Genomic DNA, 13,763 nt, shown 5'->3' with positions numbered 1-13,763 from the left:
GAGGCTTCAACATGGCAATCGTACAACCCAAATCAGTCAAATACCGGGTGTGGGCAACCCACCTGGTGATGTGGGGCTTCCTGGCACTGATCATCTTCCCGCTGATCATGGTCATCGCCATCTCGTTCCGTAACGGCAACTTCTCGGTGGGGGAGATCATCCCCACCAATCCGACCCTGGATCACTGGAAGCTGGCGCTCGGCATGTCCATCACCAACGCCGACGGCAGCATCACGCCGCCGCCGTTCCCGGTGCTGACCTGGCTGTGGAACTCCATCAAGGTGGCGGGCATCACCGCCCTGATGATAGTGGTGCTCTCCACCACCTGTGCCTACGCCTTCGCCCGTCTGCGGTTCCGTGGCAAGTCCACCATCCTGCAGGGTATGCTGATCTTCCAGATGTTCCCGGCGGTGCTGGCACTGGTGGCCATCTACGCGCTCTTCAACAAGATCGGTGACTACATCCCCTGGCTGGGTCTCAACACCCACGGCGGCCTGATCCTGGCCTACATGGGGGGCATCGCCCTGCACGTCTGGACCATCAAGGGCTACTTCGAGACCATCGACTCCTCCCTGGAGGAGGCGGCGGCCATCGATGGCGCTACTCCGTGGCAGGCGTTCCGCCTGATCCTGCTGCCCCTGTCGGTGCCCATTCTGGCGGTGGTGTTCATCCTGGCCTTCATCGGCTCCATCACCGAGGTGCCCATGGCCTCCATCCTGTTGCAGGATGTGAACAATCTGACCCTGGCGGTCGGGGCTCAGCAGTACCTCTATCCGCAGAACTACCTGTGGGGTGACTTCGCCGCAGCCGCCGTGCTGTCAGGCTTCCCCATCACGGTCGTCTTCCTGCTCGCCCAGCGCTGGCTGGTGGGTGGTCTGACCGCAGGCGGCGTGAAAGGTTAACGGTTCATGGCCGGGGGAGCTGGCTCCCCCCGTCATCACGATTTGCAAAGATTCAAGAGCGGAGCTCGACATGGCTGAAGTAGTACTCAACAACGTTCGCAAAAATTACGACCCGGCTGTCCACAAGGACACCCTGCGCAGCATCAACCTGGACATCAAGGAAGGGGAATTCATCGTCTTCGTCGGCCCGTCCGGCTGCGGCAAGTCCACCCTGCTTCGGATGATCGCGGGTCTGGAAGACATCACCAGCGGCGAGCTGACCATCGGCGGGCGCTACATGAACGACGTGCCGCCGGTGGAGCGCAACGTCGGCATGGTGTTCCAGTCCTACGCCCTCTACCCGCACATGAATATCTACGAGAACATGGCTTTTGGCCTCAAGCTCAAGAAGATGGACAAGGAGAACATCCACAAGCGGGTGATGCGCGCCGCCGAGATCCTGGGTCTCGAGCCGCTGCTGGACAGAAAGCCCAAGGCCCTTTCTGGCGGTCAGCGCCAGCGGGTGGCCATCGGCCGCTCCATCGTGCAGCAGCCGCAGGTGTTCCTGTTTGACGAACCGCTGTCGAACCTCGACGCCGCCCTGCGGGTCAAGATGCGCATCGAGATCGCCAAGCTGCACAAGGAGCTCAACTCCACCATCATCTACGTGACCCACGACCAGGTGGAGGCCATGACGCTGGCCAACCGCATCGTGGTGCTGAGCCCGCTCAAGGGCGAGGCGGCCACCAACCTGGAGCAGTTCGGCACCCCCCTCGAGCTCTACCACAACCCGGACAACAAGTTCGTGGCGGGCTTCATCGGCTCCCCCAAGATGAACTTCCTGGCGGGCGAGCTGGTGGAGATCGGCGAGCAGGAGTGCGTGGTCAAGCTCACCTCCGGCGATACCGTGCGTGCCCGGGTGGATGCCCGTCGCGGCGCGGTGGGTGACAAGGTGGAGCTGGGCATTCGCCCCGAGCACCTGGTGCCGCTGGGTCATGCCCATGCCGACAGCCGCGTGAGCGGCGTGGTGCAGGTAGCCGAACACCTGGGGGCAGAATCCTTCGTCTACATGGACGTGGATGGTCACGACTTCACCGTCAAGGCGAGCTCCGACATCGACGTGGCCACCGGCCAGGAGTACAGCGTCGGCATCCCGGCCGAAGCCTGCTACCTGTTCGATGCCAAAGAGCAGGCGTTCCCGCGCACGGCCAAATATATCCGCGCCTGAGAGGGCGAGAGTGCCAGGTTTTCCTTTCTATACGTTCAATGCCTTTTGCCGGTCGCAAGACCGGCTTTTTATTGCCCGTCATCCGAAGCCCGGGTTCCGGCCAGCGGGGGCGGCTGGCCGGGGTCCCGTCACTGTCCGTGCTTGTCTGACTCGAGGGCGGCGGTGACGTCCGGCACGAAGTGCTGGCTGGTGAGCGGTGGGCGCTCATACCCTTCGGTCTTGATGGGGGGCAGGGTGATGGGCTCGTAGTGGATCGCCTCGTAGGGCACCTTGCCAAGGAGGTGGGAGATGCAGTTGAGGCGGGCGCGGCGCTTGTCGTCGGCGTCCACCACGAACCAGGGGCAATCCTCGGTATCCGTGTAGATGAACATGTCATCCTTGGCGCGGGAATACTCCACCCAGCGGGAGCGGGATTGCAGATCCATGGGGCTGAATTTCCAGCGCTTGATGGGAGTGTTGATGCGCTCCTTGAAGCGTTTCTCCTGCTCTTCGTCGCTGACCGAGAACCAGTATTTGATGAGGGTGATGCCGGAGCGGATCAACATCCGCTCGAATTCGGGGCAGGCGCGCAGGAATTCGCGATACTCGTCGTCGCTGCAAAAGCCCATCACCCGTTCGACCCCGGCCCGGTTGTACCAGGAACGGTCAAACAGCACCATCTCGCCCGCCGAGGGCAGGTGCGCCACGTAGCGCTGGAAGTACCACTGGGTGCGCTCCCGATCCGAGGGGGCGGGCAGGGCGGTGACCCGGCAGACCCGGGGGTTGAGGGGTTCGGTGATCGCCTTGATGACGCCCCCCTTGCCCGCGGTGTCGCGCCCCTCGAACAGCACCACCACTTTGAGCCCCTCCTGCTTGACCCACTCCTGCAACTTGACCAGCTCCTCCTGCAGGTGGGCGAGGTGATGTTCGTAGGTCTTCTTGTCCAGACGGGGGCGTTTCTTGCTCTTTTCCTTGGCCATCATCCTCTCCTTGGTGACTCCTCGTTGTGAGTCTCTCCAGCTTGCACCAGGCGGACACCCCTGCCAAGGGTGGCGTGTTACACTGCCGCCTCATCAGCCGCTGGCAACAGAAAAACAGGAAAGCCAGTTTCATCGCCGCTGGCAACAGGAGAAAACATGAAGCAGTTTATGGAGATAGCGGGCCGCCGCATGGCCTATCTGGACGAGGGGCAGGGTCCGGCACTGCTCTTTGGGCACAGCTACCTGTGGGACAGTGCCATGTGGGCACCGCAAATCGAGGCCCTCAAGGGGCAGTATCGCTGCATCGTGCCCGAGCTTTGGGGTCACGGGGATTCCGATGTGCTGCCCGAGGGGCCCTGCACCCTGGCGACCCTGGCCCGGGATCACCTGGCGCTGCTCGATGCCCTCGGCATCGACGAGTGCGTGCTGGTGGGGCTCTCCATCGGTGGCATGTGGGGCGTGGAGCTGGCGCGCATGGCGCCTGCTCGCCTCAAGGGCCTGGTGCTGATGGACAGCTTCGTCGGCCTTGAACCCCAGATCACCTGCGAGCGCTATCTCGGCATGCTGGCGATGATCGAGCAGGTCGGCGCCGTGCCTGCGCCCATCGCCGATCAGGTGGCGCCGCTCTTCTTCGCCCATCAACCGGACGCGGCCCTGATGGTCGGTTTCAAGGCCCGGCTGGCCCAATGGCCCGCCGACAAGGTGGCGAGCCTGGTGGCGGTGGGGCGCAGCTTCGTGACCCGGGAGGATCGCATCGACTGGCTCGAAGAGATGAGGCTGCCCGCACTGGTGATGACGGGGTGCGAGGACAAGGCTCGCCCTGTGCTGGAGGGGTATCTGATGGCCGAGGTGCTGGGGTGCCCGTTCAGGGAGATCCCGGGGGCTGGTCACATCTCGACCTTGGAGAATCCCGCGTTCATCAACCGGGCGCTCGCCGAATTTCTCGCCGAAGTGGCAGGGTGACGCTGCGCCGGATAGCCGAAAAAAGGAGCCATGGGCTCCTTTTTTGTTGCCCAGTTCGGATGGGGCTACCAGATGTAGCCCACCCCGAAGCCTGCATAGAGTTCTCCCTGATGCTGGACGATGGGGCTGTCCGCGATGTCGTCGTCGTAGCGCTCGTAGTTGATGCCAAAGCCGCCAATCCAGTTGGCGCTGAAGCGATAGCTGCCGATGAGGGAGACCATGGGGGAGAGGGTGGTGCCCGTGTTCCACGCCGGCCTGTCCGCCCTCGCTTCGTCTTGCGAGACACCGCCGAAGTAGTAGTTGGCGAGGTTGTGGCTGCGCAGCATCACGCCGGCTCCCGGCATCAGCAGCAGGGGACCGCGGATGATGGGGAAGTTGACCCACAGCATCAGCTCCTGACCGTTGCTGGTGCCGGTCACATCCGTGGTGGCCCGCACGCTCCAGAGGGCGTAGGGAGTGATGAGATCGGCCCCAACGCCGGCCTCGAACTGCCCCTTGCGCTTCTCCATGCCATGGAGGAAGGGATCGTCGTCCGGGTCCAGGTTGCCAAAGCGCATCCGGCCGAAGGCATAGGTCGAGAGGTTGCCATTGCGGCTCAGGTAGTAGCGGGCCCGATCCCCCAGATACATCAGGTTGTCACCAAAATAGAGGGCCCCCGGGATGGGCATCAGGGTGTCGTCCTGGTGCTGGTAACGGGCCTGACCGCCGATGACGGCCCCGCCCAGCACCAACCCCTTGGGAATGGGGCTGTCAGGGCTGTCGCTTGAGAAGGCGCTGAGGGCCCCGATATCGAGGTCTGCCCGGACGGGAGAACAGAACAGCAGTGCCAGAAAGGCACCCAGAGAGGCATGGCGCAGGGCAGGGAGTGGGGACATGACAGATCCTTGTCGGTGGGTGGGCGTGGGAACGAATCAGACCGGCGTAGCAAGTCAAACGGATGTCGGTTTTCAATTAAACCCGACAAGGCAAGCATGAGCCAGCGTCACGGAGGTGCTGCTGGTGGCCGGTATCTGGAAGGGGCGAGACCCGGCCTCGCCCCTTGCCAGGGTCAGGGGGCGGGGCGGGGGAGATCTTCCCGCTTGGGCCAGGCATTGAGCACCGCTTTGACCAGGGTGGCGAGGGGAATGGCGAAGAAGACGCCCCAAAAGCCCCACAGACCGCCAAACACCAGCACGGCGATGATGATGGCCACCGGGTGCAGGTTGACCGCCTCGGAGAAGAGCAGGGGGACCAGCAGGTTGCCGTCGAGGGCCTGGATCACGAAATAGGCCACCATCAGCCAGGCGAAGTCGGGGGTCAGCCCCCACTGGAACAGGGCCACCATGGCCACCGGCACGGTCACCGCGGCGGCACCGATATAGGGGATGAGCACGGAGAAGCCCACCGCGACCGCCAGCAGGGCGGAGTAGCGCAATCCCATCAGGGCGAAGGGCACATAGGTGGCGATGCCGACGATGACGATCTCGATCACCTTGCCGCGGATGTAGTTGATGATCTGGTCGTTCATCTCCACCCAGACCCGGTTCACCAGGGTGCGGTTGCGGGGCAGGAAGCGGCGCAGGCCTCCCATCAGCACCTGTTTGTCCTTGAGCATGAAGAAGACCATCAGGGGCACCAGGATGGCGTAGATGAGGATGGCCACCACGTTGATGAGGGAGCTCAAAGAGGCGCTCACCAGTTGTTCGCCGCCGGTCAGGATGCGCTGGCGAATGTTGTCGATGATGGTCTCCACCAGGCTGACGTCGATGATCTCGGGGTATTTTTCCGGCAGGGTGCGGACATAGTCCTGGGCATGGGCCAGCATGGCGGGGGCCTCCTTGGCCAGGTTGACCCCCTGGCTCACCAGCGTCGGGATGAGGCCCAGCAGCATCAGGGTCGTCACCGTGATGAACAACAGCAGGACCAGGCTGGTAGCGACGGTGCGAGAGAGGCCGCCTCGTTGCAGGCGACTCACCGGCCACTCCAGCAGATAGGCCATCACCAGGGCCACCAGCAGCGGTGCCAGCAGATCCCCAAACAGCCAGAGCACGGCAAAGCAGAAGACCAGCAGCAGGAAGAGGGTGACGGCATCGGGGTCGGAAAAACGGGTCTGATACCAGCGCTTCAATACATCTAACATCGAGGCTTCCTTGATGGCGGCTCACGGGGTGGCATGGGCTCGGGGGCGAGCAGGGCGTCCCGGGGGGGACGGGCAACGACGAGCAGCAGGGAGAGGCGGGCAGCTGACTCTTCCCGGGTCTGGACATGGTGACCCTGACGGCGCAGATAGGCGGGAATGTCCTGCCGGGAGCCTGCATCCCCGAGCTGGATGCACACGGATTGACCGGGCCGGGCCTGGCGCAACCAGAGCTTGAGCCGGATGAGGGGCTCGGGACAACGCCAGGGGGTCAGGTCGAGCTGTTCCATGAGAACTCCATCGCGTGCGTGGCGGTCATTATGGCCGTGATGAGAGGATGAAACAACGCTTGTGGGCCTTGAATGGCAAGGGTATTCTGCCGATGCCCGCTGGGGTCTGATTGGAGATAGAGATAACGTGGCACGTTTTTCCCCCCTGATAGCATCGCTTCCCCTGTTGGTCACCCTGATGGGGGCGACCTTCCACGCCCAGGGGAGCAACCAGTTGCCCGACATCGGTACCGCCGGGGTCGCCGCACTGCCCATCGAGCAGGAGGTGCGCTACGGCAACGCCTTCATGCGTTTTGCACGGGCGGGCCTGCCCATCATCGATGACCCCGTGCTCAACGAATACATCGACGATCTGGGCCAGCGGCTGCTGACCAATGCCGACGGGGTGCGCTTCCCGTTCACCTTCTTCCTCATCAACGATCCCAGCATCAACGCGGCGGCCTTCCTCGGTGGCCGGGTCAAGGTGCACACCGGCCTCTTCCTCTACGCCGAGAGCGAGAGCGAGCTGGCCTCGGTACTGGCCCACGAAATCACCCACGTGACCCAGCGTCACATCGCCCGTTACATGGAGGCACAGGCGAGCAGCTCCGCCATGACCCTGGCCGGCCTGGTGGGCTCCATTGCACTCGCGGTGATCAACCCCACCGCCGGCATCGCGGCCTTGCAGACCACGCTTGGTTTGTCGATGCAGTCGGCCATCAACTACACCCGGGACAACGAATACGAGGCGGATCGCATCGGCATGAAGACGCTGTATGACGCCGGGTTCGATCCCATGGGCATGGCCAACTTCTTCCAGAAGCTGGCGGCGGAGTACCGCTACGCCAGCAAGCCGCCGGAGATGCTGCTGACTCACCCCCTGCCGGAGACCCGGATCAGCGAAGCCCGTGCCCGGGCCGGTAGCTATGGCGCGCGCGCCCTGCCGCCGAGCCTGGACTTCTGGCTGGCCAAGGTGCGCATCCAGGTGCGCTATGGCACCGAGACGCCCCAGGCGCTGCTCACCTACTTCGACAGCCGCCTGCAGAAGGGGGATTACCCCCTCAAGGATGCCGCCATCTATGGCAAGGCGCTGGCCCTGTTGCAGCTCAAGCGCACCGACGAGGCCGACACCCTGATGCAGGAGCTGGCGACCCGTCACCCGGAGGATCTCTTCGTGGTGGATGCCCTGACCGACATCGATCTCGCCAAGGGGCGCAGCGCCCAGGCCATCGCCAGACTGGAGCGCTTCCGCACCCGGATGCCGGACAACGAGGTGGTGGTGGTGAACCTCGGCAACGCCTATCTGGAGGGGGGCAACTACAAGAAGTCCATCGCCATCCTGGACCCTTATGCCCGGGAGCACGACGAGAACAGCCTGGCCTGGAGCCTGCTGTCGGACGCCTACCGCAAGGCGGGCAGAATGACGGACCTGCACATGGCACGGGCGGAGACCCTTTCCCTGCGCGGGGACTACCAGGCGGCCATCGACGAACTGATCGTGGCGCGGGGCACCACCAGTGACAAGCTGACCCTGGCCCGCATCGAGGCGCGTATCACCCAGCTGGAGCGGGCCAAGAAGGATCTGGACAGCCTCAAGGGCTGAGTCCGGAGCGGGTTGATGGCAGGCGGGGTGCTCCTTTGGGGGCACCCCGCCTTGTTTTGCAGGCTAAAATAGGGCCTTTCATCGGTTTCAACGCATCTTGATGATGAAGAAATGAATGTGATGGATGGCTCTGCTATGGGGCGTTCGCCAGGCGGCGTTTTATCTCGGCGAGCTTCTGTTCGTCCAGCTCCCCCACCAGGGTCTCCAGCAGCGTGCCCCTGGCATCGAGCAGATAGCTGGTGGGCAGCGCCCCGGGCCTTGGGAACGGGAGGCGGGCGTCGTCATCCGGGATCATCAGGGGAACCCTGATGGCGTGGCGCCTTGCCAGCTCGGTCAGTTCGGTGGGGGAGGCGGGGTCATAGTTGATGGCGATCACCCGGATCTGGCCTTCCTGGTGCAATGTTGCCAGCAGGGGCATCTCCCGCAGGCAGGGGGCGCACCAGGGAGCGAAGTAGTTGACCAGCAGCGGTTTGCCACCGAGATCCGCGAGACTGACCTTCTTTCCCGCGCCGTCGGTGAAGTCGGGTGCCGGGCTGCAGGCCCCCAGCAGGGTTGCCACAATCAGCCAACAGATCCGTTTCATTTCCATAGCCTTCCCGCTTACCCTGACCATCCGTTTCCCCTACAATAGCGCCATTTCTTGTCCCATCTTGCGATTAATCAGGGAGTTATCATGAGCGAGACCCAAATCTACCACAATCCGCGCTGCTCCAAGAGCCGTGAAACCCTGGCCTTGCTGGAACAGCACGGGGTCGCCCCCGAGGTGGTACTCTATCTGGAGCAGGCACCGAGCGAGGCACAGATCCGCACCCTCCTGAGTCAGCTTGGCTTCACGGATCCCCGACAGCTGATGCGCACCAAGGAAGATCTCTACAAGGAGCTGGGGCTCGGCGAGGTGAGCGGCGATGACCTCATTCGTGCCATGCACCAGCACCCCAAGCTCATCGAGCGCCCCATCGTCATCAGAAACGGGCAGGCCCGCATCGGTCGTCCGCCCGAGCAGGTGCTGGAGATCCTCAAGTGAGCACCCGCTTCGCCCGTCTGCTGACCCTGGCCGGTTTTTTCGGCCTGCTGGCCTGGGTGCTGCTCTGGCACCTCTGGCTCTCGCCCCACCCGGATCTCGCCCCCTGGCTGTTGCCGGTGATCTGGACGGTGCCGCTGCTCTTCCCCCTCAAGGGCATAGTGCAGGGCAATCCCTACACCCACGCCTGGGGCAACTTCGTGCTGATGCCCTACTTCCTGCACGCCCTGACCTTGATCACCACGGATGAGGGGGAGCGGTGGCTGGCGGTGGTGGAGCTGGTGCTCACCACCCTGGCGTTTGTGGGCACCATCTATTATGCCCGCCTGCGCGGCCGCGAGCTGGGGCTGAGTATCCGCAAGAAGGAAGGCTGAGCCCCTCCCTGTCCGCCTGCTGGCGGGCAGGGTATGTGTCTGAAACCGACGCAAGCCAGCGAATGGCATCTGGCGGTATCGCCCCGAAGTGGCTTGCTTATCTCTTTGATTAATTTATGAATATTGATCGCTGATTGGCAGGGTAGCACCTCTGTTGACAGATCTGCCATCTGGTTTGCCAGCCTCAGTCAGCCCCTGTTATGCAAAAAGGGGTATGCTTGTGTTTTCACCAGACTCGAGTGATCCATATGACAATCCTGCGTTCCCCCCTGTTGCACAAGACCCTGCTGGCCCTGACCGTCTCCCTCTCCGTCAGTTCCCTCGCCGATGCCTGTACCCGCTCCGTCTATCAGGGGGAGGGAGCGCTGGTGGTGACCGGTCGTACCATGGACTGGCGCAGCGCCATGCCGACCAATCTCTGGGCGCTGCCCCGTGGCATCGCGCGGGAAGGGGAGGCCGGTGCGCACTCCATGACGTGGACGTCGCGTTACGGCTCCGTGGTGGCGGCAGGCTTCGATGCGGGCACCGCCGACGGCATGAACGAGAAGGGGCTGGTGGCCAACCTCCTCTATCTGACCGAGTCCGAGTATGTGACCCCGAGCGACAAGGATCCGCGCAAGACCCTCTCCATCTCGCTCTGGGCCCAGTATGCCCTGGACAACTTCGCCACCGTGGCCGAGGCGGTCGAGGCCCTCTCCAGAGATGAATTCTATGTGGTGACCACCCTGACCCCGGATGGCAAGCCGGGCCAGCTGCACCTCTCCCTCTCGGATGCGAGCGGCGATTCCGCCATCTTCCAGTACGTGGGGGGCAAGCTGCAGATCTACCACGACCGCAGCTATCAGGTGATGACCAACTCGCCGACCTTTGACAAGCAACTGGCCCTCAACGACTACTGGGAGGAGATTGGCGGTCTCACCATGCTGCCCGGCACCAACCGCTCGGCGGACCGTTTTGCCCGCGCCTCCTTCTACATCAAGACCCTGCCAAAGACCGACCAGGCCAACGAGGCGGTGGCCGGGGTGATGAGCGTGATGCGCAACGTCTCGGTACCCATGGGGATCAGCACCCCGGATCAGCCCAACATCTCCACCACCCTGTGGCGCAGCGTGGCGGATCAGCAGCATCGCCGCTATTTCTTCGAGCTGACCCATCTGCCCAACACCTTCTGGGTGAGCATGGACAAGCTGGAGCTCGCCGCGGGGGCCCCGGTGCTCAAGTTGCCCCTGACCGAGCAGCAGCTCTATGCGGGGGAGACGGCGGAGAATTTCGTCCCGGCCAAGGCGTTTCGCTTCCTGCCGGCCAGCCCCAAGGCCTGAGCATTCCCCCGATGACAACGCCCCGCTCGGGGCGTTTTTTATGGTGGGGATGAGGTGGCCGTGCGGTGGGCGGCGATCTGCGCCTCGCAAAAGCGCATCAGCTCCGGATAGAAGTGCAGGAAGGCGTGCTCGGCCTCGATCCAGCGAGCCTGATCCAGGGCATGGAGCGCCTCCCCGAGCGGCACGGGGCGGCGCAGCCGACGACCGATGCCGTTGAGGGCCGCCCCCACCCCTTCCCGATACTGGTAGGAGGCCAGCCAGTCCTGCTCGGCCATGTGCCGCAGGGCCATCGGCAGGCCCTGTGGCAGGCTGTGATGATCCAGGAGAAGCTGACCATAGCTCTGCGCCAGAAAGCGGGGCAGGGGGGCTGCGCTGAACCTCTGCCAGTGCTGGCTGAGCCAGTGATCGTAGAGCATGTCCACCACAATGCCGCCGAAGCGGCGCCAGGGGGGGGCGAAGCTCGCCACGGCGGCCCGATGGGCCGGGTGGGCATCGGTGAAGGCGTCTATCTTGCGGTGCAGCCAGATCCCCTCGTCGAAGCGGTCAGCCAGACCCGTCGGCAGCGGGCCCTTGATGAAGTCCCCCAGCAGGTTGCCGGTGAGGGAGCTGCCGGTATGGGCCGCCAGATGGAGGTGGGCGAGAAAATTCATGGGATGGGGCTCGCGTGCCTGGGCGTGAACGGGTGATCCGAGCCTAACGAATCGTGGCCGGATTGACCATGGGCAGGATGTTTCATCCCCAAGTCCCCTTGCCGGGCAAATTTGAGGCGTGGTAAGGTGCTTGCCATCTTTGTCACAGGACTCGACAAATCACCATGATGCGCAAAGCCAGAGGCTTCTTTCTGGCCTTCTATTTCAAGCCTTTCTATCTCTCCGAGTGGTTCGACGAATAGGTCGAGGCCCCGGAGCAGTTCATTGACGCCCATGGCGGCGTAATCCCGCTCATCTGCAATTTGCCGTTAGTTGGCCATCGCTTGCCTCTGCCTGCGATGCCTTGACCGCGCCTGTGCGCTTTTTAGGTAATGGAGTACTCACGATGAAGACCACACTGACCCTGTCAGCCCTTGTTGCTGCCTGTCTGCTCGCCGCCCCCGTCACCGCCAAGGAGTGGAAGACGGTGCGCTTTGGGGTGGAGGGGGCCTATCCCCCCTTCTCATGGACCGATGCGTCCGGAGAGATCAAGGGATTTGACATCGATCTTGCCAACGCCCTGTGCCAGCAGATGGCCGTCAGGTGCGAACTGGTGGCCCAGGATTGGGACGGCATGATCCCCGCCCTGCTGTCGCGCAAGTACGACGCCATCATCGCCGCCATGTCGATCACCGACGAGCGGCGCAAGAAGGTCGACTTCACCGAGAAATATGCCCACATTCCCAACCGCTTCGTGGCGGCCAGGGGCATCGAACTGACGCTGACGCCGGAAGGGATGGCGGGCAAGCGCATCGGCGTGCAGCGGGCCACCACCCACGACAAGTACCTGACCGACAACTTCGGCTCCAGCGTCACCATAGTGCGTTACGGCAGTGCCGATGAAGCCTACCTCGACCTGAAGGCGGGACGGGTGCTGGCCCTGCTGGCCGACGCCTCGGCCATCGAACAGGGGTTGCTTGGCAAGGAAGGGGGCGACAAGTTCGACTATGTGGGGCCGGCCCTGACTGACCGTCAATGGTTTGGCGATGGAATGGGGATCGCGGTGCGCAAGGGGGATCCGGATCTCAGGGCCAGGCTGAACGACGCCATCAAGGCCCTGCGCGCCAACGGCAAGTATCAGGAGATCAACCGGAAGTACTTCAAGTACGATATCTATGGCGGTTGATGGGTAACAGTCGGAGGGAGCCTGCTCCCTCCTTTTTCATGCAGCAAGGAGAGACCCCATGTTGACCCTGATCGAGGGTGCGCAGATCCATAGTCCGGCCCCGCTCGGCCAGCAGGACCTGCTGGTGGCGGATGGCCGCATCGCCTGGATGGGCAAGGGACTGACGGTTCCGGCCGACTGGCCACTGACGCGGGTGGACGCTGGCGGCCGCTATCTGGTGCCCGGACTGGTAGACCCGCTCGCCCATATCACGGGAGGGGGCGGCGAGGGAGGCTTCGGCTTTCGCACGCCGGAGCTCTCGGCAAGGGAAGCTCTGGCGGCGGGGGTTACCACGCTCGTGGCGGCGCTCGGCACCGACAGCCTGACCCGCAGCCCGGCCCAGGTGCTGGGGAAGGTGCGCGAGTTTCGCGCAGCCGGGGTGAGCGCCTTCATGTACACCGGCTCCTACCACCTGCCGGTCAAGACCCTCACCGGCACGGTGGAGTCGGACATCATGCTGATCCCCGAAGTGCTGGGGGTGGGGGAGGTGGCCATCAGCGATCACAGGTCCAGCGCCCCCACCCACGACGAGCTGGCGCGGCTGGCGAGCGAGGCGCGGGTGGCCGGGCTGTTGTCGGGCAAAAGTGGCGTCAGCTTCTTTCACCTGGGGGATGGCCGCGGGGCGCTGGCGCCCCTGCGGGCCCTGCGCGATGACACCGACATCCCGCTTCGCCAGCTCTACCCCACCCACTGCAACCGCAATCCCTGGCTCTTTGCCGAGGCCATCGAGTGGGGTCGGGCAGGTGGCTGGGTCGACCTCACCACGTCGAGCTTCCCGGATCTGCTGGATGACGGGGAGCGGCTCGCGGCCGACGCCCTGGTGGCGTTGCTGGCGGCGGGCGTGCCCGTGGATCGCATCAGCTTCAGCTCGGACGCCAACGCCAGTCTGCCGCGCTTTGACGGCGAGGGGCGGCTCATCGAGCTGCGCTGTGGCCAGATAGGGAGCCTGTGGCAGGAGGTGGTGGCGGCCTGCGGCAAGGGGGTGGCGCTGGAGACGGCACTGGCGGTAGTGACGGCCAATCCGGCCAGGGCGCTGGGGCTTGCGAGCAAGGGTACCCTGGGGGTGGGGCAGGATGCGGATCTGCTGCTGATCGATCCTGATTCGTTCGCCATCGAACGGGTGATGAGCGGGGGTCGGTGGCGCACCTGAATACCGGCGCCTGTCATCCAGCCCGC

At 63.9% G+C, this 13,763-nt stretch carries 15 protein-coding genes; 9 read left to right on the top strand and 6 right to left on the bottom strand.

Annotated features, from left to right (window positions below; translation table 11 throughout):
- Positions 1-11: 11 nt before the first annotated feature.
- Positions 12-902 (top strand): maltose ABC transporter permease MalG, encoded by an 891-nt coding sequence (malG, locus tag BGO64_RS01330; RefSeq protein ID WP_010674251.1) that lies wholly within the window; start codon positions 12-14, stop codon positions 900-902.
- Positions 903-972: 70 nt separating this feature from the next.
- Complete coding sequence (locus BGO64_RS01325; protein WP_010674252.1) at positions 973-2,109, top strand: ABC transporter ATP-binding protein; 1,137 nt, start codon at positions 973-975, stop codon at positions 2,107-2,109.
- Between the two features lie 128 nt (positions 2,110-2,237).
- Here BGO64_RS01325 and ppk2 read toward each other — a convergent pair whose 3' ends face one another.
- Positions 2,238-3,068 carry a polyphosphate kinase 2 gene (ppk2, locus tag BGO64_RS01320; RefSeq protein ID WP_286700038.1) on the bottom strand — a complete coding sequence of 277 codons (831 nt, stop codon included), beginning with the start codon at positions 3,066-3,068 and terminating at the stop codon, positions 2,238-2,240.
- Positions 3,069-3,224: 156 nt separating this feature from the next.
- Between ppk2 and BGO64_RS01315 the strand changes: the two genes are divergently transcribed.
- A complete protein-coding gene (locus tag BGO64_RS01315; protein ID WP_286700037.1) occupies positions 3,225-4,031 on the top strand; it encodes an alpha/beta fold hydrolase in 807 nt (268 codons plus the stop codon).
- Positions 4,032-4,096: 65 nt separating this feature from the next.
- On the opposite strand, the gene BGO64_RS01310 is transcribed toward BGO64_RS01315, so the two are convergent.
- The 3 genes from BGO64_RS01310 to BGO64_RS01300 all read right to left on the bottom strand — a co-directional run bounded on the left by BGO64_RS01310 (position 4,097) and on the right by BGO64_RS01300 (position 6,437).
- Positions 4,097-4,906, bottom strand: coding sequence for a MipA/OmpV family protein (locus BGO64_RS01310; RefSeq protein WP_286700036.1), 810 nt, complete (start codon positions 4,904-4,906; stop codon positions 4,097-4,099).
- Positions 4,907-5,079: 173 nt separating this feature from the next.
- On the bottom strand, positions 5,080-6,150 hold the full coding sequence (locus BGO64_RS01305; RefSeq protein ID WP_029314318.1) for an AI-2E family transporter: 1,071 nt from the start codon (positions 6,148-6,150) through the stop codon (positions 5,080-5,082).
- On the bottom strand, positions 6,144-6,437 hold the full coding sequence (locus BGO64_RS01300) for a sulfurtransferase TusA family protein (RefSeq protein WP_201956446.1): 294 nt from the start codon (positions 6,435-6,437) through the stop codon (positions 6,144-6,146). The genes BGO64_RS01305 and BGO64_RS01300 overlap by 7 nt, the downstream gene beginning before the upstream one ends.
- Positions 6,438-6,564: 127 nt before the next feature.
- On the opposite strand from BGO64_RS01300, the gene bepA reads away from it, so the two are divergent.
- Complete coding sequence (bepA, locus tag BGO64_RS01295) at positions 6,565-8,019, top strand: beta-barrel assembly-enhancing protease (RefSeq protein ID WP_223918331.1); 1,455 nt, start codon at positions 6,565-6,567, stop codon at positions 8,017-8,019.
- A gap of 133 nt (positions 8,020-8,152) precedes the next feature.
- Here the strand turns inward: bepA and BGO64_RS01290 are convergent, their stop codons facing one another.
- On the bottom strand, positions 8,153-8,632 hold the full coding sequence (locus tag BGO64_RS01290) for a TlpA family protein disulfide reductase (protein ID WP_286700035.1): 480 nt from the start codon (positions 8,630-8,632) through the stop codon (positions 8,153-8,155).
- 60 nt (positions 8,633-8,692) lie between these two features.
- Between BGO64_RS01290 and arsC the strand changes: the two genes are divergently transcribed.
- The 3 genes from arsC (at position 8,693) to BGO64_RS01275 (ending at position 10,733) form a co-directional block, all read left to right on the top strand.
- The gene (arsC, locus tag BGO64_RS01285; protein ID WP_104452738.1) at positions 8,693-9,043 is read left to right on the top strand and encodes an arsenate reductase (glutaredoxin); all 351 of its coding nucleotides are present in this window, start codon (positions 8,693-8,695) and stop codon (positions 9,041-9,043) included.
- Positions 9,040-9,414 carry a DUF2069 domain-containing protein gene (locus BGO64_RS01280; protein WP_043155315.1) on the top strand — a complete coding sequence of 125 codons (375 nt, stop codon included), beginning with the start codon at positions 9,040-9,042 and terminating at the stop codon, positions 9,412-9,414. The genes arsC and BGO64_RS01280 overlap by 4 nt, the downstream gene beginning before the upstream one ends.
- Before the next feature lie 248 nt (positions 9,415-9,662).
- A complete protein-coding gene (locus BGO64_RS01275) occupies positions 9,663-10,733 on the top strand; it encodes a linear amide C-N hydrolase (protein WP_286700034.1) in 1,071 nt (356 codons plus the stop codon).
- Between the two features lie 38 nt (positions 10,734-10,771).
- On the opposite strand, the gene BGO64_RS01270 is transcribed toward BGO64_RS01275, so the two are convergent.
- Positions 10,772-11,383 carry an acyl carrier protein phosphodiesterase gene (locus BGO64_RS01270; RefSeq protein WP_286700033.1) on the bottom strand — a complete coding sequence of 204 codons (612 nt, stop codon included), beginning with the start codon at positions 11,381-11,383 and terminating at the stop codon, positions 10,772-10,774.
- A gap of 385 nt (positions 11,384-11,768) precedes the next feature.
- Between BGO64_RS01270 and aotJ the strand changes: the two genes are divergently transcribed.
- Positions 11,769-12,548 (top strand): L-arginine-binding protein AotJ, encoded by a 780-nt coding sequence (aotJ, locus tag BGO64_RS01265; RefSeq protein WP_286700032.1) that lies wholly within the window; start codon positions 11,769-11,771, stop codon positions 12,546-12,548.
- A 58-nt stretch (positions 12,549-12,606) separates the two neighbouring features.
- Positions 12,607-13,737 (top strand): beta-aspartyl-peptidase, encoded by a 1,131-nt coding sequence (gene iadA, locus BGO64_RS01260; RefSeq protein ID WP_286700031.1) that lies wholly within the window; start codon positions 12,607-12,609, stop codon positions 13,735-13,737.
- Positions 13,738-13,763: the final 26 nt, after the last annotated feature.

The sequence above is a fragment of the Aeromonas sp. 62-46 genome, from assembly GCF_001898585.1.
GTDB lineage: Bacteria > Pseudomonadota > Gammaproteobacteria > Enterobacterales > Aeromonadaceae > Aeromonas > Aeromonas caviae.
The sequence above is the reverse complement of the archived record's forward strand: the minus strand, read 5'-3'. Positions and strand labels throughout refer to the sequence as shown.

What these genes read in the sequence shown, in the direction of transcription:
- malG (WP_010674251.1), top strand. Translation starts at nt 12, where the DNA reads ATGGCAATCGTACAACCCAAATCAGTCAAATACCGGGTGTGGGCAACC.
- BGO64_RS01325 (WP_010674252.1), top strand. Translation starts at nt 973, where the DNA reads ATGGCTGAAGTAGTACTCAACAACGTTCGCAAAAATTACGACCCGGCT.
- ppk2 (WP_286700038.1), bottom strand. Translation starts at nt 3,068, where the DNA reads ATGGCCAAGGAAAAGAGCAAGAAACGCCCCCGTCTGGACAAGAAGACC.
- BGO64_RS01315 (WP_286700037.1), top strand. Translation starts at nt 3,225, where the DNA reads ATGAAGCAGTTTATGGAGATAGCGGGCCGCCGCATGGCCTATCTGGAC.
- BGO64_RS01310 (WP_286700036.1), bottom strand. Translation starts at nt 4,906, where the DNA reads ATGTCCCCACTCCCTGCCCTGCGCCATGCCTCTCTGGGTGCCTTTCTG.
- BGO64_RS01305 (WP_029314318.1), bottom strand. Translation starts at nt 6,150, where the DNA reads ATGTTAGATGTATTGAAGCGCTGGTATCAGACCCGTTTTTCCGACCCC.
- BGO64_RS01300 (WP_201956446.1), bottom strand. Translation starts at nt 6,437, where the DNA reads ATGGAACAGCTCGACCTGACCCCCTGGCGTTGTCCCGAGCCCCTCATC.
- BGO64_RS01290 (WP_286700035.1), bottom strand. Translation starts at nt 8,632, where the DNA reads ATGGTCAGGGTAAGCGGGAAGGCTATGGAAATGAAACGGATCTGTTGG.
- arsC (WP_104452738.1), top strand. Translation starts at nt 8,693, where the DNA reads ATGAGCGAGACCCAAATCTACCACAATCCGCGCTGCTCCAAGAGCCGT.
- BGO64_RS01275 (WP_286700034.1), top strand. Translation starts at nt 9,663, where the DNA reads ATGACAATCCTGCGTTCCCCCCTGTTGCACAAGACCCTGCTGGCCCTG.
- BGO64_RS01270 (WP_286700033.1), bottom strand. Translation starts at nt 11,383, where the DNA reads ATGAATTTTCTCGCCCACCTCCATCTGGCGGCCCATACCGGCAGCTCC.
- aotJ (WP_286700032.1), top strand. Translation starts at nt 11,769, where the DNA reads ATGAAGACCACACTGACCCTGTCAGCCCTTGTTGCTGCCTGTCTGCTC.
- iadA (WP_286700031.1), top strand. Translation starts at nt 12,607, where the DNA reads ATGTTGACCCTGATCGAGGGTGCGCAGATCCATAGTCCGGCCCCGCTC.